This window comes from Micromonospora sp. NPDC049275, assembly GCF_043197115.1.
GTDB lineage: Bacteria > Actinomycetota > Actinomycetes > Mycobacteriales > Micromonosporaceae > Micromonospora.
Window position 1 is genome coordinate 711,120 of sequence record NZ_JBICSN010000002.1, and the last position, 20,282, is coordinate 731,401.

Genomic DNA, 20,282 nt, shown 5'->3' on the forward strand with positions numbered 1-20,282 from the left:
CGGACAGAGGCGTGCTGTCCGGGACGCACCGGAACGCTGGTGGCCAGCCGAAACGCGCCCCTAGCCTCGGCGCAGATCCCGCGGGTTACTCGTGTCGAGCGGGATCGCGGCACGTGGTCCGTCCCGGGTGGGCGGGCCGTCACCTCTCCCGGAAGGAAAACCCGTGCGGCATCCGAGACTGCTCAGAATCCTCGTCGGCGTCCTCACGTTGGCCACGGTGACGCTCGTCGCCCCGACCCCGGCGCAGGCCGCGAGCCGGTGCAGCACCGGCAGCGCGACCGTGTACAGCCCCACCGGAGGCGTCGGCGCCACCGCCAGTGCGCGGGTCTGCATCAACGACAAGTACCGTCCCACTCTGGACACCAGCAGGTACAACTACGTCAAGGACCAGAAGGCCGACGGGTACGCGGCCCGCGCCTGGTTCCGGTACTACGACACCTGGTACGGCTACTGGGCGACCAGCGGGCCGTTCGTCGCGGACGACACCTCCACCTCGACCGGCGCGGAGATCCCGAACTACGGGTGGCCCGTCGAGAACGTGGACCAGGCGGAGGTCTGGGTGTGCCTCGGCATGGCCCGTCCGGGCTACGGGTCCGAGGACCGGTGTTCGATAGTCGCCTACGTCGAGTACTACGAGTAGCCGCGGTTGGTGACGAGGCACCCGCCCCGAAGCGACCGGGAGCGGGTGCCTCCTCAGTCGTCCACGACGGACAACGCCTGCTTCGGGCAGCGGCGCGCGGCCTCGCGTACCCGGTTGGCAAGCGAGCCCTCCAGCGGCTGTTCGGTGATGTGCAGTCGGTCGTCGTCGCCGACGTCGAACACCTCCGGCGCCTGCCCCACACAGACCGCGTTGCTCTCACAGCGGGAGAAGTCCACGACCAGTCGCATCGCTCACGCCTCCTTCGGGACGATCTCGAGGATGGGGAACATCATGGTGGGCACGCTGCGGCCCAGCCGCAGGTCGGCGGCGTCGAGCAGCCGTTCGATGTGTTCGCGGGAGCGGGCACCACCGCCGACCATGGCCAGCAGGAGCAGGTCGTAGAGGCGGCCCACGTCGAAGCGGTCGCCGGCCTCGACCACCGGCTCCAGCACCAGCAGCCGGCTGTCCGGCCGCATCGCCGCGCGCACGGCCCTCAGCAGCCGGACGGCGTTGTCGTCGTCCCAGCCGTAGAGGATCCGCTTGAGCAGGTACGCGTCCGCGCCGGCCGGGATGGTCTCGAAGAAGCTGCCGCCGGTCACCGTGCACCGCTGGGCCACGCCGAGCTTCTGCAGCACCGGCTCGGCCTCGGCGACCACGTGCGGCAGGTCGAACAGGGTGCCCTGCAACTGCGGGAAGCGGGCCATGATGCCGCCGAGGAAGGCGCCGTTGCCGCCGCCGACGTCGACCACAGTGGCCAGCTCCCCCCAGGGGTACGCGGGCAGCGCGGCCCGCAGCTCCAGCCGCGTGGCCGCCTGCTGGGAGGCGTCGAAGCGGGCGCTGTCGTGCGGGTGGGCGGCCATGTACGGCCAGTAGCCCTCGGGGTGGACCTGGTCGAACGACGCCTCTCCGGTGCGGATGCTGTGGTCGAAGTGGGCCCACGCCTCGATGTCCGGCTCCAGCAGCGGGTACGCGTCGCGCAGCGACAGCGGGTGGTCGGTGCGCAGCGGCTCGGCGAGTTTCGTCAGGCCGAACACCTCGGGTTCGACCTCGGTGAAGATGCCCTTGCCGGCGAGCGCGCGCAGGGCGCGCAGCAGCGACGGGGCGTGCGCGCCGGTGGCCTCGGCCAGCTCGGTGACCGGCCGTGGCCCGTCGACGAGCTGGTCGGCCACGCCCAGCTCGGCGACCGCGCGCACGGTGAACGGCACGATGTAGTCGGCCAGCTCGGTCAGTCGGAACACCGACTCGATGTCGATCCGGGGTCGGCTCGGGGCCATCGATTCCTCCTAGGGGGATGTCAGCTGCGGCCCGGCGGGACCGGCGGCGATCACGGTGAGGGTGGGCGTGGCGACGATTCGGTCCAGCCGCAGGCCGGCGTGGGCCAGCAGATCGACGAGGTCGTCACGGGTGCGGTGCCGACCGCCGGTGAGCACCAGGGTGTGCAGGTCGACGAGCTTGGCGACGTCGAAGACGTCGCCGGTGGGGATGATCGCTTCCAGCAGCAGCAGCCGGCTCTGCGGGGCCATGGCCGCAGCGATCCGGCGCAGGATGGCCGTGGCGTCGACGTCGTCCCAGCCGGGCAGGATCGTCTTGAGCACGTACAGGTCGGCGCCGGCCGGCAGCGGGTCGAAGAAGCTGCCCGCCACGATCCGGCACCTGTCGGCCACCCCGGCCTCGGCGAGCAGCGCCGACGCGGCGGCCACCACGTGGGGCAGGTCGAGCAGGGTGCCGTGCAGGTGCGGGCAGCGGCGCAGCAGCCCGGCCAGGAACGCGCCGTCGCCTCCGCCCACGTCGACGAGCTGCCGGGCCTGCGCCCACGGCCACGCCGGCAGGACGGTGCGCAGGTGCAGCCGGGTCAGGCTGGACATCCAGCGGTCGACGGCGAGGCTGTCGGCGGGATGCTCGCCCAGGTAGGACCAGTAGTCGGCGCCGTGGACCCGGGGAAAGGCGGCCTCGCCGGTGCGCAGGCACCGGGCGAGCCCGGCCCAGGCGCGCACGTCCGCGGCCATCAGGGGGTACGCGTCGCGCAGCGACAGCGGGTGGTCGGTGCGCAGCGGCTCGGCGAGTTTCGTCAGGCCGAACACCTCGGGTTCGACCTCGGTGAAGATGCCCTTGCCGGCGAGCGCGCGCAGGGCGCGTAGCAGCGACGGGGCGTGCGCGCCGGTGGCCTCGGCCAGCTCGGTGACCGGCCGTGGCCCGTCGACGAGTTGGTCGGCCACGCCGAGCTGGGCGATCACCCGGATGGTGAACGGCACGATGTAGTCGGCGAGTTCGGTGAGCCTGGTCAGCGCACCGAGGTCGGTACGGGGCCGCGCCGCCAGCATCAACCGCCTCCACTATCGCGTGTCTTGTATCTCGTGTATCTGCACACTAGCTTGTGAGCGGGTCGCTGTCACCGTCGTCACGGGAGGCACGGGATGCTGGACGGATGTGTGAGCTGGCCGCGGGAGCTGGCCGAGCGCTACCGCGCGCAGGGCTACTGGCGCGGCGAGTCCCTCGCCGACCTGGGCCGGGAATGGGCGCGGACCGACCCGGAGCGCGTCGCGCTTGTCACCGGCGACGTGCGGGTGTCCTACGGCGACCTCGACCGTCGGGCCGACCGGATGGCCGCCGGGCTGCGGGCCCACGGCATCGGCCGGCACGACCGCGTGGTGGTGCAACTGCCCAACAGCGTGGAGTTCGTGGTGCTGTGCCTGGCGCTGTTCCGCCTGGGCGCGCTGCCCGTGCTGGCCCTGCCGGCGCACCGGCGTGCCGAGATCGGTCACCTGTGCGCGCACACCGAGGCGGTCGCGTACGTGACGGTCGACCAGGTCCAGGGCTACGACCTGCGCAAGCTCGCCGCCGACGTCCGCGCCGAGACGCCGTCGCTGCGGGAGGTGTTCGTCGTCGGCGACCCCGGCGAGTTCACCGCCCTGTCCGACGTGGACGCCGAACCGGTGCCGCTGCCCGCCCCGGACCCGTCCGACGTCGCGTTCTTCCTGCTCTCCGGCGGCTCGACAGGCCTGCCGAAGCTGATCCCCCGCACCCACGACGACTACGCGTACCAGCTGCGGGCGACGGCGGCGGCGATGGGTTTCGGGCCGGACGGGGTCTATCTCGCCGCGCTGCCGGTCGCCCACAACGCGGCGCTCGGCTGCCCCGGCGTGCTCGGCGCGCTGCGGGTGGGGGCCACGGCCGTGCTGGCCGGCAGTCCCAGCCCCGACGAGGCGTTCCGGCTGATCGCCCGCGAGCGGGTCACCCTGACCACGCTGATGCCGCCCTTCCTGCCGCTGTGGGCCGACCTCGCGCCGATGCTCGGCGCCGACCTGAGCGGCCTGGTGGTCGAGGTCGGCGGGGCCAACCTCAGTCCCGCCGTGGCCGAGCGGGTGACCCGGGAGCTGGGGATCCGCCTGGCGCACTTCTTCGGCATGGCCGAGGGCCCGATCTGCTGCACCCGCCCGGACGACAGGCCGGAGCTGGCCGCGCACACCCAGGGCCGTCCCCTGTCGGCCGACGACGAGTTCCAGGTCGTCGACGAGGACGGCCGGCGGGTCGCGGCCGGCGAGGTGGGTGAGCTGATCGTGCGCGGCCCGACCACCCTGCGCGGCTACTACCGGGTGCCGGAGTACAACGCGCACACCTTCACCCCGGACGGCTTCCTGCGCACCGGGGACCTGGTCCGGTGGACGCCGACGGGTGAGCTGGTAGTGGTCGGCCGGATCAAGGAGGTCGTCAACCGGGGCGGCGAGAAGGTCCCGGCCGGCGAGGTCGAGGAGCACCTGCTCGCCCACCCGGCGGTCCGCGAGGTCGCCGTGCTCGCCGTTCCCGACCGGGTCCTGGGCGAGAAGACCTGCGCGGTAGTGGTGCCCCGCGCCGACGCCCCCACCCTGGGGCAGCTGCGCGACTTCCTCACCGACCGGGGGCTGGCCGCGTACAAGCTGCCCGACCGGTTGGAGCTGCGCGCGGCGCTGCCGCACACGGCGGTGGGCAAGGTGGACAAGCGGGCGCTCGGCGCCGAGCTGGCGGGTTGAGCCGGCGCGGGGGAAGGCGCCGCCGCCCTCCCCCGCCCCTGTTTCAGCCGGTCAGGTGGTACAGCCTGTGGAACCGGTCGTCCACGGGCACTATCTGCACGTCGGCGAAGCCGGCCTCGGTGGCGAACAGACGGACCTGCGCGGGCCGCAGGACCGTGCCGCTGGCCGTCGAGTCGGGAGCGGCCAGACCGGCCGGCAGGCAGTGCAGCACGCTTGTGGCGTACTGGAAACGCTCGACCTCGTCGCCGGGCGCGACGAACCGGTGCGCCACCTTGGCGTCGAGCACCAGCACCGCGCCGCCGTCGGCGCGCAGCCGCCGGCAGGCCGCCAGCACCGACACCGGATGGCTCATCTCGTGCAACGCGTCGAAGACGCAGACCAGGTCGTACCTGCCGGCCAGCTCCGGATCCGCGGCGTCGCGCCGGTGGAACCGCACGCGGTCGGCGACGCCTGCGGACGCGGCGTTCGCCTGTGCCGCGGCCACCGTCGGCGCGTCCAGGTCGTAGCCGTCGACCTCGGCGAGGGGGTACGCCCGGGCCAGCGCGATCGCCGCCCAGCCCGCGCCGCAGCCGACGTCGGCGATCCGGCTCGGCGCGGCGGCGAGCCGCTGGTGGAGCTGCGGCAGCGCCGAGGCGAGCCACCCGGGCAGGGAGTACGTGAACAGCGCCCGGTTGGCGCCGGAGTGCCCGTGCCGCCAGTCGTCGCCGTACACGTCGTCGGGCACCCCGGCGCCGGTGCGGTACGCCTCCAGCAGCTCCGGCAGCGCGCCGGCCACCCCGCCCAGCGGCAGCATGGTCAGCGACACCAGCGACAGCGGGCTGTCCGAGGCGAGCAGCACCTCGGCGTGCCCCGGTGGCAGTCGGTAGACCCGCCGCTCGGGCGCGGCCGTCACGTCGTCCACGTCGACGAACCCGGCGACCGCCTGCTGTTCCAGCCACTCGCGCGCGTACCGGCTGTCGATCCCGGTACGCGCGCACAGCTCGGCCACGTCGGCCGGACCACGGTCCAGCGCCTCGTACAGCCCCAACCGGGCGCCCAGGTAACCGGCCAGCAGCTCCTGGGTGTGCAGCATGGCCAGGAACAGCCGCAGCGACAACGCCCGGGCCCGCTGGTCCGGCTCGCCGGGCGCCGGTGGGCGCAGTGTCGCCGTGCCCGGCGCGTTCCCCGGGCGGCCGGTCAACTGGCCAGCTCGCCGCGCGAGCGCAGGATGTCCTTCACGTGCTCCACCACCGCGTCGATCGTGACGATCTTGCGGGCCGTCGTCTCGTCGATCGGCGGCAGCTCGAACTCGTCCTCCAGTGTGAAGGCCAACTCCAGCAGCGCGAGGGAGTGGAAGCCGAGGTCCTCGACCAGCCGCGAGTCACCCGCCCCCTCGGTCTGCTCCGGGTTGGGCGCCAGTTCGGTGACGATCGCCGTCACCGAGTCACGCACCTCCGCCTCGGTCCGCACCTCGGCTGTCGTCGACCTGGTCGCGTCGGTCATTCCCGCCTCCTGTCCGAACGTCCCTCAGGACGCCGTCGTCGTCTGCTCGGTCTGGTCTCGCTGACCGACCGGTCCCGTGGTGACCACGGTGCCGGGCAGCCGGTCATCGACGAACGCCTGCCACAGCTGGCGTCGTTTGGGTTTGCCGCTGGAGGTGCGGGCGATCGTGCCGCGTGGCGCGTCCACGATGACCACCTGCGCGCCCTCCGCCCGGCGGCGCAGCTCGCGCTCCGCCTGCGCCAGCCACTCCGGCTGGGCCTGTTCGAAGACGGCCACCACAGTCGCGGTGCCGGCGTGGTGGCCCAGCAGCGCGGCCATCCGCTGCGCCGGCACCCCGGGGCGGCAGATGGCCCACTCGAGATCCTCGGCGAAGACCGCCCGGCCGCGCACCTTCATGCTGTCGCCGAGGCGGCCCAGCACGTGCAACTGCCCGTCGTGCAGGAACCCGGCGTCCGCGGTGCGCAGCACCCCACCGCCCAGCGCGGTCTGCGACGCCGAGTCGGCCGCGTTGACGTACCCCTGGGCGACGGACGGGCCGTGCACCTCGATCTCGCCGACCACCCCGTCCGGCAGCGGTGCGCCGGCCTCGTCCACGATCCGCACCCGCACCCCGGTCAACGGCCGGCCGCAGCCCACCACCGGGTACGCCTCGACGTCGCCGTCGACCGGCTCGCCCGGGTCCGCAACGGCCCGCGCGCCCAGCCGCAGTCGGTCCGGGCGCAGCTCGACGGCGTGGTACAGCTCGTCGAGCGGCAGTCCGGTGACGGCCAGGGTCGCCTCGGCCAGCCCGTACGCGGGCAGCAGCGCGCGTGGGTCGAAGCCGTGCGGGCCGAGCAGGGCGCAGAAGCGGCGCAGCGCCTCGGCGTCGACGCGTTCGGCGCCGACGATGACCGCGCGCCAGGCGGAGAAGTCCAGCCCGGTCAGCGCCTCGGGACGGACGCGGCGGGCGATGTACTCCAGCCCGAAGTTCGGCATCGAGGTCAGGCGCGCGCCGTGCGCCCCGAAGCAGCGCAGGTAGCGCCCGGGGTTGCGGACGAACTCCTCCGGCGGCATCAGCCACAGGTCGCTGGTGTTGACCACCGGGGTGACCAGGCAACCGATGAGCCCCATGTCGTGGTGCACCGGCAGCCAGGACGCGGTCGGGTCGTCGGGGGTCATCGCGAGCCACCGCCGGATCGCCGCGACGTTGGCGGCCAGCGCCGCGTGCGGCACCTGCACGCCCCGGGCGCGGCCGCTGGAGCCGGACGTGAACTGCAGCAGGGCCAGCTGGCCGGGATCCGCGACCGCTCCCCGGGACCCGCCTGCGGCGTCGGCCAGCTCGTCGGCCGTCAGCACGCGCGGAACCCCTGCGGTTTCGGCAAGCGGCGCGATGGCGGCGGTGAGGGTGGCCGCGCAGACCACCACCCGCGGCGCGGCGGCGCGCAGGAGACCCAGCACGTGTTCCCCGTAGACCGCGCGGTCCTGGAAGTTCAGCGGTGGGGCGATCGGCGAGGGCGCCGCCCCGGCGGCCATCGCGGCGAACAGCGTGGCGACGAAGTCGGGGCCGGCGGGCTCGACGATGGACACCACGTCACCCGGCGTCACCCCGACCGCCCGCAGGCCGGCCAGGATCACCCGGGTCCGGTCGGCCAGCTCGGCGTACGACAGGAAGCTCCAGTCGTCACCGCCGGCGGCGAAGTGCACACCCCGGTCCTGTCGGGGACGCTCCAGCCAGCTCAGCAGCGGCGATCCCGCCACGGCGTGTGCGGTCATCGGCCCGTCACCTCCTCCCCGATACGTCTATCCGAGATTGATAGCAGATACAAGGCTAAACAAGATACGAGGAAGGCGATAGAGTCCAACCGTGACCAGTACGCTTCCCCGCGTCGACGGACTGCTCCCCGCGCTCGCCGAGCGGGCGGCGGAGATTGACCGGGCGGGACGGGTCCCCGAGGACGTTCTCGCCGAGCTGAGCGCGGCGGGCTGCCTGCGGATGCTGGTGCCGGCCGCGTACGGTGGCACCGACCTGCCGCTGGGCGAGGCGCTGCGCGTCATCGAGCAGCTCTCCACCGTGGACGCCTCCACCGGCTGGCTGATCGGCCAGGTCGGCCTGGCGCACCTGCTGTTCGCCTGCTTTCCCGACGCCGCCCGCGACGAGATCTACGCGCACGGTCCGGACGTGCTGGGCGCGGGCGCGGTCGCGCCGAAGGGCCGGGCGGCCCCGGACGGGGCGGGCGGCTGGCGGGTCAGCGGCCAGTGGCCGTTCGTGACCGGCAGCCCGCAGGCGAGCTGGATCTACCTGAACTGCATAGTGCTCGACGGGCGGACCCCCCGGACCCTGCCCAACGGGGCCCCGCTGACCCGGATGGTGCTCTTCCCCGCCGGCGAGCTGGAGCCTGTCGACACCTGGCAGGTGCTGGGCCTGCGCGGCACGGCCAGCCAGGACGTGCGGGCGGCCGGCCGCACCTGCCCCGAGCACCGCGGCTTCAGCCTCGTCGGCGACGGCGACGACGTACGCCGCACCGTCTTCCGGATCGCCCAGGCCGGGCTGCTCATCGCGGCCGTCGACCTCGGCATCGCGCAGGGGGCCGTGCACGACGCGGCGGCGCACGCCGCCGCCGGCCGTCGGCGGACGTTCAGCACCCGGTCACTTGCCGACTCGCCGGTGTTCCACGACCGGCTCGGCGAGGCCCACGTGGCCCTGCGCGCGGCCCGGGCGCTGCTGCACCACGAGGCGGCCGGGGCCTGGGAGACCGCGCGGCGCGGCGAGGTGCTCAGCGCGCTGGACCGCGCCTGCCTGCGGGCCACCGCCACGCAGGTCACGGCCACCGCGCTGCAGGCCGTGCAGACTGCGTACGCGCTGGCCGGCGCGTCGACCGTGTTCGACTCCTCGCCGCTGCAACGTCGGCTGCGCGACATCAACACCGCGACACAGCACTTCGTCAACAGCCGCGACAGCTACGCCACTGTCGGCGCCCTGCTCTCCGGCGCCGACGTCGACACCACGATGTTCTGAGCGTGCTCGTCAGGACTGATCTGGCCTGAGCGCTACACCTGCACCGACGACACGATGATCCAGATCTCCGGCTTCTACTCGATCGAGCGACGAGCAGCCGAGGGGGCGACTGAGCGTCCGATGCCGACGGTGGCCAGCGGGCCGACGAGCGGTAACGGTGCGTGGCGCGGGAGCGTAGCGGCTATCCCGCCCGGTACCGGGCAATCGCGGCGGCGGCGGCCTCGTCGTCCTCGTAGTAGCGCATGAACCGCTCGACGGAGCCGCCGGCCTCCAGCACGTTCAGCGCGATGGCCCGGACCTCCCGTGCCATGTCGGGGTCGTCCGATCCGCCTGCGTCGTCCGGGATGTCGAGGATGGCTGCCATCACCGGTGTGACCACTGGACCGTGGCGGCCGGAGACTGCCCGCACCAGTTGGGCGCGTTGCGGCCAGGTGTCCAGCGAGGGGTACGCGTCGACCAGAGCCTTGAGCAGGTCTTCTCCGAACGGTTGGCGTAGCTTCTCGGTCGCGTCGCGGTCGCCGGCCCGAATCGCCGTCAACAGGGCGCGCAGCAGGCTGGCGTCGCTGATGTCGTACTGCCGGGCACGGACGTCCTCCACCCGGTGCTCCCCGTTCACCATGGTCACCACGGCGGCGAGTTCGAAATACCACAGCCGGTCGGCGTACATCTCCTGTTCGATCGCCCCGGCGAGGTCGTTCCGCCCATGCTCACGGAGCCGGTCGACGGTGTAGCGGAGATAGTCGCGGGTGCCACCGACCACCGTCGTCCCGTACGGGAGACGCCGTCGCGGCAGCTCGTACTCGCCGGCCAGCGCGGTGACCGCGAGCAGCCGCTCGCCGTGCTCTCCCGGCATCCGCCACACCGCGTCGAGCTCGTCGGGTTCGGTCGGATCGCCGTCCGTGCCCCAGAGGCGGACCGCTTCGGGAAACACCTGTTGTACATAGCTCGTAGCGCACAGCCGGGCGATCGTCCGGTCCGCCTCCCAGACTGCGCGGCTCGTCGTTTCGTGAACCATCCGGCCTCCAACCTTCGCCGCCAACCCGGCGTCAGCCCGACAGGTTACCGCCGAGAAGCGACCGACGCGTCGGCGATACCTGGGACAGGTTCTCGTGCACATCGACGCCGCGACGGCGTTCGCACCTTGCCGCAGGCAGGTCGGCTACGGAACGCGTGCCGCCAACTCTGCAACCTCTCGGAGATGGTTCGCCTCACCCAGAGTGACCAGCAATTCGCCCTCCTTTGTGCGCACCTCGAGGTAGGCGAAGGTCTGGGGGCTCTGCCCCTGCCCGACAAGATGGGTCTTCGACCCCTTCCGCACATCCACCTCGTTCCACGCATAGGGCCGCAGCTGTCCGTTCCCGGCAAGAACGAAGCCGGCTTCGAAGCAGTACAACCTGGGTGCTCGCGCCCAGGTCCGGCCGTACGCCCGCCAGAAGAGGAAGGCGACCACGGGTGCAAGAACAATCAGAGCGATGCCCACCGCGGTCGTCACCGGGCCACCGCCGGCGACGAGCAGCCCGGTGCCGACGAGTACCAGGACGAAGGGCGCGATGACGCTCAGGCACCCGGAGCCGATGTCGGCCAGCACCGCCGTCACGACATGCGAACCGTAGCCGCGCTGTTCGGCCAGCTCCGCCACTGCCCTGGTTGGTCGTTCCATATTCTCACTGTTCTCGCTAGTCCTGCATCGCACACTAGCGAGGTACGGGCCGGTCGTACCAGGTGTGACGACGACGTCTGCCGTGACGATCCGCGCGACATAGGCTCCCGAACCACTTCCTGACGGCGGGCTGTCCTGGCCGCGGCGGCGTTCTGAGCCCGGCACCCGTTCTGAGCGCGGCATTATTCAGGTCGTAGCGCCGTTCCGACTGTGGCGTCGTTTTGACCGCGCAATGTTCAGGCCACGGCGCGCCCGAGCGGCGCGCGGCCGAGGCGGCACGTCAGCCCCGCGCGGCGGCGGGTTCGGCAGGCGCGTGCGTGTCCCGTGCCGGCACCCGGGCGGGCACGGACGCGCCGGCGCCGAAGTAGCGCTCCCGCAGGGTCCGCTCGGCCGGGTCGTACGCGGTGCGGAACAGGCCACGCCGCTGCAACTCCGGCACCAGCAGGTCACAGATGTCGTCGATGCCCTGGGTCGTCGGGCAGGGGATGAGGTTGAAACCGTCCACGTCGGCCACCGCGCACCACTCCTCCATCCGGTCGGCGACCTGCTCGACAGTGCCGAAGAGGGTCACCGGCGCTCCGGTGCGGGGTCGGCGGGCCGTCGCCACCAGGTAGCGCACGTCGCCCACCGTCCAGGTACGTTCGGGTCCGAGTCGGCGCAGGAAGCCCACGAAGCTCTGGCTGCCCTGCCCGGCGATCTCCGCCACCGGCGTCTCGTCCGGGTACGCCGCGAGGTCCACGTCCATCCAGCCGCACCACTTGGCGAGTTGGCCCTCGCCACTCCACAGCGCCACGTACTCCTCGGCCCGCCGCCGTGCCTCCGCCCTGGTCGGGGCGACCATCACCATGCTGCCCTGCAACGCCTTGACCGCGCGCGGGTCACGCCCGTGGGCGGCCACCTCGGCACGCAGTCTCGCCACCTGCGACGCGCCGCTGGCCGGGTCGGCCATGGTCAGGAAGACGACCTCGGCGTGCCGGGCCGCGAACGTCATCCCCCGCCCGGACGCGCCGGCCTGGTAGAGCACAGGTGTGCGCTGCGGTGACGGCTCGCACTGGTGCGGACCCCGCACCGAGAACCAGCGGCCGTCGTGGCCGATCTCGCGCACCCGGTCCGGGTCGGTGAAGACGTTCGCGGCGACGTCGCGCCGGACCGCGTCGTCGTCCCAGCTCTCCTCCCAGAGCCGGCGGGCCACCTCGACGTACTCGTCGGCCCGGTCGTAGCGCTCGTCGTGATCCAGGTAGGAGCCGAGCCCGTTCGCCGACGCGGAGCGCAGATACGAGGTGACGATGTTCCAGGCGATGCGTCCGCCGGTGAGGTGGTCCAGCGAGCTGAACACCCGGGCGCACTCGTACGGGGCGTGGTACGTCGTCGAGTAGGTGACGGCGAGGCCCAGCCGCGAGGTGGTGGCCGCGATCGCCGGCAGCACGAGCAGCGGGTCGATCGACGGAATCTGCACGGCGTGCCGCACTGCCGCCCGCCAGGAGCCCTGGTAGACGTCGTACGTGCCGTGCACGTCGGCGAAGAAGAGCGCGTCCAGGCAGGCGGCCTCCAGCCGGCGACCCAGCTCGACCCAGTAGCCGAGGTCGCGGTAGCCGGTGGCGGTGCGGTCGGCGGGGTGCCGCCAGAACCCCTTGAACTGCGGCGACGGCGAGCACTGGGTGAACAGGTTCAGATGCACGTATCAAGTGTCTCGTATGCTATCTGGTATCGCAACGCTCGACCGGATACGGTACGGACATGCCCGTGACGCCTCGCATCGACCTCGCGTCGGTCACCCGCCTCACCGAACTGGCCGACTACATCGTTCCGTTCACCATCCGGGTCATGTGTGACCTGGCGGTCGCCGACCAGCTCATCGAGGGTCCGCTGCCGGTGGACGTGCTGGCCCGCCGCGTCGGCGCCGACCCCGCCGCGTTGACCCGTGGCCTGCGCGCGCTTGCCGGCCGGGGCATCTTCACCGAGGTCACGCCCGAGGTGTTCGGGCTCACCCCGCTGGCCGAGCCGCTGCGCAGCGACCACCCGTTCTCGGTACGCGAGTGCTTCCCCCTCATGCCGCCGGACATCTACTCGTGGGCCCGCCTGACGCACAGCCTGCGCACCGGCGAGACCGCGTTCGGGCACGTGCACGGCGGCACGCGCTACTACGACCACTTCGCCGACCACCCGTACGAGTGCGTCCGGTTCGAGCGGTCGGCCGAGAGCGTCAACCCGTTCGTGCTGCGCACCGTGGCGCCGGCGCTGGACCTGGGCGCGGCCCGGACACTCGTGGACGTGGGCAGCGGGCACGGCACCTTCGTCGCCGGCCTGCTCGCCCGCCACCGCGAGCTGCGCGCGATCCTGCTCGACCTGCCGCACGTGGTAGCCGAGGCGCCGGACGTGCTGGCAGCCGCGGGTGTCGCCGAGAGGTGCGAGGTCCGCGGCGGCAGCTTCTTCGACAGGCTGCCCGAGGGCGCCGACGTGTACCTGCTCAAGACGATCATCCACGACTGGCCGGACGAGCAGGCCGCCGCGATCCTGCGCAACGTCCACGCCGCGGCCCGGCCCGACAGCCGAGTGGTAATCGTCGAATCGGTGAGCCGCTACGGCAACCACGACGACACCGGCAAGGTGATGGACGTCAAGGCGCTCGCCCTCTTCGGCGGGCGGACCCGCACCGAGCCGGAGTTCCGCGCGCTGCTCGACGACGCCGGGTTCCGGCTGGCGCGGATCACGCCGACCTCGTCGATGTCGGTCCTGGAGGCCGTGCCGGCGGTGCCCGCGGCCGACGGCGACCGGGCCACCGGCAGACCTGCCGTCGCGGCGGCCGGCCGGACCGCCTGAGGAGGCCGGCGATGCCACGCCTGGACGGCCGTAACCACATCAACCTCACAGTCGTCGACCTGGAACGCAGCACCGCGTTCTACTGCTCGGTGTTCGAGATGGTGGTGGTCAACGACGTCACCCCACCCGAGTCCGGCTTCCGCTTCCGCACCCTGCTGCACACGGCGTCGTTCGCCTCGGTGGTGCTGGGCTGCGTCGAGAACCCGCCCGAGACCGGCGTCGACGGCGACCGCCCCACCGGCGGCGAGCGCTTCGACGAGCGGCGACCGGGACTGCACCACCTGGCCTACCACGTGCCCGAGCGCGGCGACCTGGACGAGTGGGTGACCCACCTGGACGCCGTCGGCGTCACGCACTCCGGCATCACCACCAGCAAGCACGAGGCCGGATCGCAGATCTGGCTGCGCGACCCGGACAACATCTGGCTGGAGTTCTACTGGGTGAACCGGGACTTCTTCGTCGACCGGCTCCGCCAGGTGTGGCGCCGCGACCGCCAGTCAACGCGCGCCTGAGCCCGCGACACGTTGGGGCCGCCCGGTCGGGCGGCCCCAACGCATGTCAGGCCGGCAGGTCGGCCTCGCTGCGGGCCACCACCGCGTCGCCGAGCACCAAAAGGTCGATCTCCTTGGCGCGTACGAAGGTGTCGACCGCGTCGACTGCCGAGTTCACGATCGGGTCACCGGCCAGGTTGAACGACGTGTTGACCACCGCCGGCACGCCGGTGAGCTGCCGGAACTGCTCGATGAGCGCCCAGTAGCCGGGGTTGGTGTCGCGGTGCACGGTCTGCGGGCGGGCCGAGCCGTCCACGTGGGTCACCGCCGGCACCCGCAGCCGGGCGTCCGGGCGCAGCGACGCGGCGGCCAGCATGAACCGCGACGGTTCGCCGACCGGCCCCTCGATCAGGTCCGACACGTGCTCGGCGAGGATGCTCGGCGCCACCGGGCGCCACATCTCCCGGCCCTTGAGCACGTTGAGGCGTTCCAGGTTGCGCCGGGACCGCGGATCGGCAAGCAGACTGCGGGCGCCGAGCGCCCGTTGCCCGATCTCCGCCCGGCCGCGCGCCCAGCCCACGATCCGACCTCGGGCCAGTTCACCGGCCACGGAGCGGGCCAACTCGTCGTCGCCGAGGCGGCGGTGCACCATGCCGGCGCGCGCGGCCGCCGCCTCACCGGCCTCCGTGGTGATCGGCTGACCCCAGTACGCGTGGTCGATGCGGGTGGGCGTGAACTCCCCGCACTCCCGCGCCGCGACAAGCGCCGCCCCCAGGGACACCCCCGCGTCGGTGGGCACCGGCGGGACGTAGACGCGGTCGAAGAGTCCACTGCGGACCAGCACACCGATCATGGTGCAGTTCATCGCGACCCCGCCGGCGAGCGCCAGCACCGGGGTGTCGACCCGCCGACGCAGCTCGGCCGCCAGGGACAGCACCGTCTCCTCCAGCCCCTGCTGGATGGTCGCGGCGAAGTCCGCGTACGCGATGGGTTCCTCGCCGGTGCGCGGCGCGTACGGGAACAGCTTGCCGAACTCGGGTTTGAGTGACTCGGCGACGGCCGGGTAGTACGCCATCAGCGGGCCGAGCGTCGCGGCCCGTCGGCTCGGGACCTCGGCGGTGGGCGTGCCGCGGACCAGCTCGTACCCGCCCGCGACGGGTCGCACCGGCGCGCCCGGACCGGGTCTGCCGTAGGCGGCGAGGCCCATCAGCTTGCCGGTGCCCCAGTAGCCCAGTCCGGCCCACTCGGCTGCGGCGTTGTAGTAGAAGCCCAGCGACTGCTCCACGGGCCACTCCCGCAGGATCTCGATCTCGCCGTCGGCGTACCTGCCGAACGAGGTCGACTGCGTCTCGCCGGCGCCGTCGAGGACCAGGACGGCGGCCTCGTCGCAGTCGCAGCTGTACGCGGCGCTGGCCGCGTGCGCGACGTGGTGCGGCACCCAGCGGACCGCAGGCATGGGCAGGTCCTCGTCGTCGGGGAAGAGCATCGCCCGCAGCCCCTCGGTGGTGAACCGTCGGTTGCGGCCCAGCGGGATGTCCCGGAAGTCCCAGCCGATGGCGACGGTGTCCACCTCCCGTGCGCCGATGCCCGCCATCGCCAGGCACGCGGCGATCGCCTCGGCGGGCGGCTGCCCCACCGCGTGCTTGCGGCGGCTGACCCGCTCCTGCTCGACCAGGGCGCAGAGCGCGCCGTCGCGGACCAGCGCCGCGCTGGAGTCGTGGAAGCCGATGTTCACCCCGAGTACGTAACGCGCCGACATGGTCGGCCTCCCTTCCGGTCTCTGGCGGTCATCCGGCCCGTCGGGCCCCGTCGAGGGCGAGCACGGCACGGACGATGTTGTGGTAGCCGGTGCAGCGGCACAGGTTGCCCTTGAGGGCGTGCCGCACGTCGTGCTCGGTGAGCGGCCCCGGGTTCTCCTGAAGGAGGCTCACCACCGCGAGGACCATCCCCGGTGTGCAGAAGCCGCACTGCAGGGCGTGGTGCTCGGCGAACGCCTCCTGCACCGGGTGCAGCCGGTCGCCGTCGGCGAGCCCCTCGGCGGTGCGAATGTCCGCGCCGTCGGCCTGCGCGGCCAGCAGGGTGCACGACTTGACCGACCGACCGTCGAACAGCACGGTGCAGGCGCCGCAGGAGGTGGTGTCGCAGCCCACCGTCGCGGCGGTCAGCCCCAACTCCTCCCGCAGCAGGTGCACCAGCAGGGTGCGCGCCGGAACCCGACGGCTCTCCGGGCGGCCGTTGACGGTGGCGGTGACGGCGACTGTCGTCGTACCGGGCCGGGCGTCGATGCTCATCGTGGCTCCTCCACCGTCGTGCCGGAATCGGTCAGGGCGCGGGCCACCAGCACCCGGCTGAGGTGCCGCCGGTACGCGGCCGAGGCCCGTACGTCGTCGGACGGGTCGCACCCCTCGTCGGCGCGTGCCGCCGCGACCGCGACACCGGCGCCCTCGGCGAGGGCCGCCTCGACCCCGTACGCCCGCCGGATGGTCGGACCCATCCCGGCCAGCGCCACCCGCGAGTCGGCGACGGCGACGGCCACCACCGACCACTCCAACGCCGGGCGGGCGAACGTCAGGTAGCGCCACCGGGCCGGGCCGGGCAGCGGCACGCGTACCTCGGTGACGAGCTCGTCGGGCCGGCACACCGTCACGCCCGGCGCGACGGCCAGCTCGGCGGCGGCCACCTGCCGTGCTCCCGTCGCGCTGCGCAGCACCACCACGGCGTCCAGCGCGACCAGGGACAGGGGCAGGTCGGCGGCCGGATCGGCCTGCGCGAGCGCCCCGCCGACGGTGCCGAGGTGCCGCACCTGCGGGTCACCGACGGCCGCGGCCGCGACCGCCAGCAGCGGGGCGTACCTGTCGACGAGCGGGTCGCCGAGGAGCCGGTGGTAGCGGGTCAGCGCGCCGACGGCCAGGTGGTCGTCGCGGTGCGCCACGTACGACAGTTCGGTGACCCGGCCGAGGTCCAACAGCGTGTCGACCCGGTCCCGGCGCAGCTTGAGCGCCGGCAGGAGTGACTGCCCGCCGGCCAGTGGCCGCAACTGGTCCCCGTACGCCCGGCGCAGATCCAGCGCCTCGGTGAGGTCCCGGGCCCGGTGGTAGTGCAGGCTCGCCGGGATCACGGGCCGGCCGCCGACCAGGTGGGCACCGGGCTGCGGTGCGTGGCCCGCAGGATGGTGTCGATGAGCTGGTTGCGCCGCGCCAGCAGGTAGAAGTGCCCGCCGGGGAAGGTGTGCACGGTGAATTCGCCGCGGGTGCGCAGCGCCCAGTCGCCGGCCTCGTCGGCGGTGACCTCCGGGTCGTCCGCGCCGACGCAGGCCAGCACCGGCGCGCGCAGCGGTACGGGTGGCTCCGGGCGGTACGTCTCGGCGATCCGGTAGTCGGCGCGCAGCACCGGCAGGGCGATGGCGCGTACCCCTTCGTGGTCGAGGGCCTCGCGGCCGGTGCCGCCGAGGCGTCCGGTCTCCGCCCACAGCGTGTCGTCGTCGGCCAGGTGCACGCTCGTGGCCCGCAGCCGACCCGGGCCGGGGCGACCGGAGACGACAAGCGCCCGCAGTACGCTGCCCGGCCCGTCCAACAGGCGTGCCGTCTCGTACGCCACCGACGCGCCGAGGCTGTGCCCGAACAGGACGACAGGCGCGTCGGCCGGCAGCGCCCGCACCGCCTGCGCGACGCCCTCGGCCAGGCTCGGCAGGTCGGCCGCGAACGGCTCCGTCGACCGGTCCATCCGGCCCGGATACTGCACGCCGTGCACCTCGACGTCGTCGGGCACCTGCGCCGACCACGTCCGGTAGAACGCGGCGTTGCCGCCGGCGTGCGGGAAGCAGACGAGGCGCAGCGCGGGCCAGCGCAGCGGCCGGAAGCACCGCAGCCACGTCCGCGCGACGGGGGTCACGGCCGCGCTCCGACCGGCTGTTCGCCGGCCCACGACACGTCGGCCGGCGACGGGTCGACCGCCCTCGCCGCCGCGTCGGCCAAATCCGCCACGTCGGACGCCCCGAACATCCGCGGCGGTACGGAGTGCACCAGCTCGGGTGGCCCGAGCCGGGCGGTGACGTCCTGCCACAGTTGGCACAGGCTCAGGTGGTACTGGCCGTGGCGGGCCAGCTTCTGCCCACCCAGCGCCGCGGCGTGCAGGTTGCCCAGCGCGTACCCGACGCCGGCCGGCCACACCTCGTCGAACACCCTTCGGTAGCTGGGCGCGACGGTGTCGGCCAGCGGCTGCGCGCTCGGCACGTCCAGGTGGTCCGGTTCGTCGCTCTCGCCGTCGGCGAAGTGCGGCCGGCCCACGCCCCGGTCCTGCACCTGCTGCGGGAAGTCCGGCCGAGGGCTCCACACGGTGGGCCCGTGCGTGCTGACCAGGGTCAGGTTGCCGGCCTCGGTGCCGATCGTCACCCGGTGCAGCAGGTGCGCGTAGTTGTCCGGGTCCGCCGGGTCCATCTGGTTCTGCACCCGCAGCGTCAACGGCACACCGGCGAGCACCCCGTCGAGACTGCGGAACGGCACGTCCACCCGAGACAGCCGGCGTACCTGCTCGGGCAGCTCGACCGCCGGGGCCAGGCCCCACGGTCGGACGCCGCCGAGGGCCTGACCGAGGATGTCCAGCAGCGCGTACGCGACCTGGAACCCGCAGGCCGCGTCGACGTAGCGGGCCGGCTGCCGGGCCAGCAGCGCCCGCGCCGCGGCGAGGAACCGGCGTACCGGGGCGGTGTGCACGTAGAACGAGTTCAGGTGGTAGACGACACCGGCCCGGCCGGCGGTGCGCAGGCATTCGACCAGCTCGTCGTGGTGCAGCGGATGCTCCTGCAACACGTGCAGGCCGCGCCGCATCAGCGCCCGGGCCACCTCGCCGCCCGGCCCGCCCAGCAGGCCACCACGGATGACCACGCAGGCGAGCGTCACGTCCTCGGGCACCTGGGCGACGTCGGTCCACAGTGGGACCCCGTAGTGCCGGGCACAGGCCGCCGACCGGGCGCTGCCCCCGGCGAGGATCCCGGCCAGCTCGAACGGGAAGTCCGGCTGCCGGAACGCCTGCAGGTACACCTGGCCGAACTTGGTGCCGGCGACAAGCACTCTGGGTTTCACGCCACCCCCTCCTCGATCAGGTCGTACGACGCCAACGGGCCGTCCTCGACGCGCAGTGACGTGACCGCCGGGCTGGTGCGCAGCAGGTCCACCGCCCATCCGGGATCCACCGCCTCGGCCAGGTGGTGCACGCCCGGTGGCACGTCGCCGGCGGCGACCGCGAGGGCGCCGAGGGCGACAGCCGCGCCGGTGAGCGCGTTCGCGCCGGTCCCCCGGCAGACCAGCACGCGGGCGTCCGCCGGGCCGGTCAGCTCGACGACGAGCAGCTGGTAGCGGGGTCGCCCGAAGGTGTCCAGCTCGGCCGCCCGGCACAGCTGCGCGGCCGCGTCGGCGAGCTGCGCCGCCGTCGCGCCGTCGCGCGCTCGGCGGGCGCCCGCGGCGAGCGCCGCCGGCAACCGGCTGCCGGCGAAAGCCGACCACCAGTCGACGTCGGTCAGGCCCAGCCGGCGGGCGAGCCGCTCGGTCTCGGTGCTGAGGTACGGCTGCAACAGCACCGGCTCGTCGAAGAACGGCACCGGCGCCTCCGCCCGGGCGGCGAGGGCGTGGCTGCGTCGCGCGCCGTCACGCCACGCGGCCGACGGCTCGCCGTACTCGGCGTCTCCGGCGGCGAGGAAGTCCAGGGCGGCGCCGGGTGTGAACCCGTCGCGACCGCCGACGTACCCGGTCATCCGCCGCGCCCCCGGCACCCGGGCCGCGAGGTGGGCGGGGAGCAGCCCGGACAGGCCGGGCATCAGACCGGCGGACAGCACCGCGACCCGGTCGGCGGCCCCGGGCAGGGCGGACACCGCCGCGTGCAGCGGGTCGTCGCCGGCCGCGTCGACGTAGCCGGCGCCGCAGCGGGCCACCGCGCGGGCCACCGTGTCGCCGATCGAGGCCGCCGGCCCGGCGCAGTTGACGACTGTGTGGCAGCCGGCGCAGAACGCGTCCAGGCTCGCCGGGTCGGTGACGTCCACCGCCCGCGCCTGCACCCGGGAATCGTCCACGCCGAGGCGGGCGGGATCGCGGGCGCCGGCGCGAACGTCGTCCACGCTCCAGGCCAGCAGGTGTGCCAGGGCGTGCCGGCCCACCCCGCCGGTGGCGCCCAGCAGGGCGACAGTCGCGGCCAT

At 73.4% G+C, this 20,282-nt stretch carries 20 protein-coding genes; 5 read left to right on the forward strand and 15 right to left on the reverse strand.

The genetic code is table 11. The features are described from left to right. Window positions 1-163: 163 nt before the first annotated feature. Entirely contained in the window at window positions 164-640 is a 477-nt protein-coding gene (locus ACGFIE_RS08740; protein ID WP_393292550.1) for a hypothetical protein, read from the forward strand. A gap of 53 nt (window positions 641-693) precedes the next feature. Here the strand turns inward: ACGFIE_RS08740 and ACGFIE_RS08745 are convergent, their stop codons facing one another. Genes ACGFIE_RS08745 through ACGFIE_RS08755 form a run of 3 tightly spaced genes read right to left on the reverse strand, consistent with a single transcriptional unit; the run spans window position 694 to window position 2,961 of the window. Further along, window positions 694-888, reverse strand: coding sequence for a ferredoxin (locus ACGFIE_RS08745; protein ID WP_007460197.1), 195 nt, complete (start codon window positions 886-888; stop codon window positions 694-696). Window positions 889-891: 3 nt separating this feature from the next. Then, window positions 892-1,914, reverse strand: a complete 1,023-nt coding sequence (locus ACGFIE_RS08750; RefSeq protein WP_393292552.1) for a methyltransferase — start codon at window positions 1,912-1,914, stop codon at window positions 892-894. A 9-nt stretch (window positions 1,915-1,923) separates the two neighbouring features. Beyond that, window positions 1,924-2,961, reverse strand: coding sequence for a methyltransferase (locus tag ACGFIE_RS08755; RefSeq protein ID WP_393292554.1), 1,038 nt, complete (start codon window positions 2,959-2,961; stop codon window positions 1,924-1,926). A gap of 93 nt (window positions 2,962-3,054) precedes the next feature. Between ACGFIE_RS08755 and ACGFIE_RS08760 the strand changes: the two genes are divergently transcribed. Beyond that, entirely contained in the window at window positions 3,055-4,647 is a 1,593-nt protein-coding gene (locus ACGFIE_RS08760) for a (2,3-dihydroxybenzoyl)adenylate synthase (protein WP_393292556.1), read from the forward strand. Between the two features lie 43 nt (window positions 4,648-4,690). Here ACGFIE_RS08760 and ACGFIE_RS08765 read toward each other — a convergent pair whose 3' ends face one another. The 3 genes from ACGFIE_RS08765 to ACGFIE_RS08775 are packed head-to-tail and all read right to left on the reverse strand — an operon-like array spanning window position 4,691 to window position 7,881. Continuing rightward, window positions 4,691-5,827: a class I SAM-dependent methyltransferase gene (locus tag ACGFIE_RS08765; protein WP_393292558.1), complete on the reverse strand. Its 1,137-nt coding sequence runs from the start codon at window positions 5,825-5,827 to the stop codon at window positions 4,691-4,693. Next, window positions 5,824-6,129: an acyl carrier protein gene (locus ACGFIE_RS08770; protein WP_007460186.1), complete on the reverse strand. Its 306-nt coding sequence runs from the start codon at window positions 6,127-6,129 to the stop codon at window positions 5,824-5,826. Before ACGFIE_RS08770 ends, ACGFIE_RS08765 begins: the two co-directional genes overlap by 4 nt. A gap of 24 nt (window positions 6,130-6,153) precedes the next feature. Further along, the gene (locus ACGFIE_RS08775; RefSeq protein WP_393292560.1) at window positions 6,154-7,881 is read right to left on the reverse strand and encodes an AMP-binding protein; all 1,728 of its coding nucleotides are present in this window, start codon (window positions 7,879-7,881) and stop codon (window positions 6,154-6,156) included. Window positions 7,882-7,972: 91 nt separating this feature from the next. Between ACGFIE_RS08775 and ACGFIE_RS08780 the strand changes: the two genes are divergently transcribed. Beyond that, on the forward strand, window positions 7,973-9,124 hold the full coding sequence (locus ACGFIE_RS08780; RefSeq protein ID WP_393292562.1) for an acyl-CoA dehydrogenase family protein: 1,152 nt from the start codon (window positions 7,973-7,975) through the stop codon (window positions 9,122-9,124). Window positions 9,125-9,305: 181 nt separating this feature from the next. On the opposite strand, the gene ACGFIE_RS08785 is transcribed toward ACGFIE_RS08780, so the two are convergent. The 3 genes from ACGFIE_RS08785 to ACGFIE_RS08795 form a co-directional block, all read right to left on the reverse strand. Continuing rightward, on the reverse strand, window positions 9,306-10,055 hold the full coding sequence (locus tag ACGFIE_RS08785; protein WP_393292564.1) for a hypothetical protein: 750 nt from the start codon (window positions 10,053-10,055) through the stop codon (window positions 9,306-9,308). A 228-nt stretch (window positions 10,056-10,283) separates the two neighbouring features. After that, window positions 10,284-10,763 (reverse strand): hypothetical protein, encoded by a 480-nt coding sequence (locus tag ACGFIE_RS08790; protein ID WP_393292565.1) that lies wholly within the window; start codon window positions 10,761-10,763, stop codon window positions 10,284-10,286. A gap of 301 nt (window positions 10,764-11,064) precedes the next feature. Continuing rightward, window positions 11,065-12,462 carry an LLM class flavin-dependent oxidoreductase gene (locus ACGFIE_RS08795; RefSeq protein ID WP_393292567.1) on the reverse strand — a complete coding sequence of 466 codons (1,398 nt, stop codon included), beginning with the start codon at window positions 12,460-12,462 and terminating at the stop codon, window positions 11,065-11,067. A gap of 59 nt (window positions 12,463-12,521) precedes the next feature. Here ACGFIE_RS08795 and ACGFIE_RS08800 point away from each other — a divergent pair, with 59 nt between their 5' ends. Both ACGFIE_RS08800 and ACGFIE_RS08805 read left to right on the forward strand, forming a co-directional pair. Continuing rightward, complete coding sequence (locus ACGFIE_RS08800; protein WP_393292569.1) at window positions 12,522-13,604, forward strand: methyltransferase; 1,083 nt, start codon at window positions 12,522-12,524, stop codon at window positions 13,602-13,604. Window positions 13,605-13,615: 11 nt separating this feature from the next. Next, window positions 13,616-14,116 (forward strand): VOC family protein, encoded by a 501-nt coding sequence (locus tag ACGFIE_RS08805; protein ID WP_393292571.1) that lies wholly within the window; start codon window positions 13,616-13,618, stop codon window positions 14,114-14,116. 46 nt (window positions 14,117-14,162) lie between these two features. Here the strand turns inward: ACGFIE_RS08805 and ACGFIE_RS08810 are convergent, their stop codons facing one another. The 6 genes from ACGFIE_RS08810 to ACGFIE_RS08835 are packed head-to-tail and all read right to left on the reverse strand — an operon-like array spanning window position 14,163 to window position 20,282. Further along, window positions 14,163-15,854: a carbamoyltransferase gene (locus ACGFIE_RS08810; protein WP_393292573.1), complete on the reverse strand. Its 1,692-nt coding sequence runs from the start codon at window positions 15,852-15,854 to the stop codon at window positions 14,163-14,165. A 28-nt stretch (window positions 15,855-15,882) separates the two neighbouring features. Then, window positions 15,883-16,386, reverse strand: a complete 504-nt coding sequence (locus ACGFIE_RS08815) for a (2Fe-2S)-binding protein (RefSeq protein WP_393292575.1) — start codon at window positions 16,384-16,386, stop codon at window positions 15,883-15,885. Then, window positions 16,383-17,213, reverse strand: a complete 831-nt coding sequence (locus ACGFIE_RS08820) for an FAD binding domain-containing protein (protein WP_393292577.1) — start codon at window positions 17,211-17,213, stop codon at window positions 16,383-16,385. Before ACGFIE_RS08820 ends, ACGFIE_RS08815 begins: the two co-directional genes overlap by 4 nt. Further along, window positions 17,210-17,986: a thioesterase II family protein gene (locus ACGFIE_RS08825; protein WP_393292579.1), complete on the reverse strand. Its 777-nt coding sequence runs from the start codon at window positions 17,984-17,986 to the stop codon at window positions 17,210-17,212. Before ACGFIE_RS08825 ends, ACGFIE_RS08820 begins: the two co-directional genes overlap by 4 nt. Beyond that, window positions 17,983-19,176, reverse strand: a complete 1,194-nt coding sequence (locus ACGFIE_RS08830; protein WP_393292581.1) for a Gfo/Idh/MocA family oxidoreductase — start codon at window positions 19,174-19,176, stop codon at window positions 17,983-17,985. The genes ACGFIE_RS08825 and ACGFIE_RS08830 overlap by 4 nt, the downstream gene beginning before the upstream one ends. Next, window positions 19,173-20,282, reverse strand: coding sequence for an NAD(P)H-binding protein (locus ACGFIE_RS08835; RefSeq protein WP_393292583.1), 1,110 nt, complete (start codon window positions 20,280-20,282; stop codon window positions 19,173-19,175). The genes ACGFIE_RS08830 and ACGFIE_RS08835 overlap by 4 nt, the downstream gene beginning before the upstream one ends.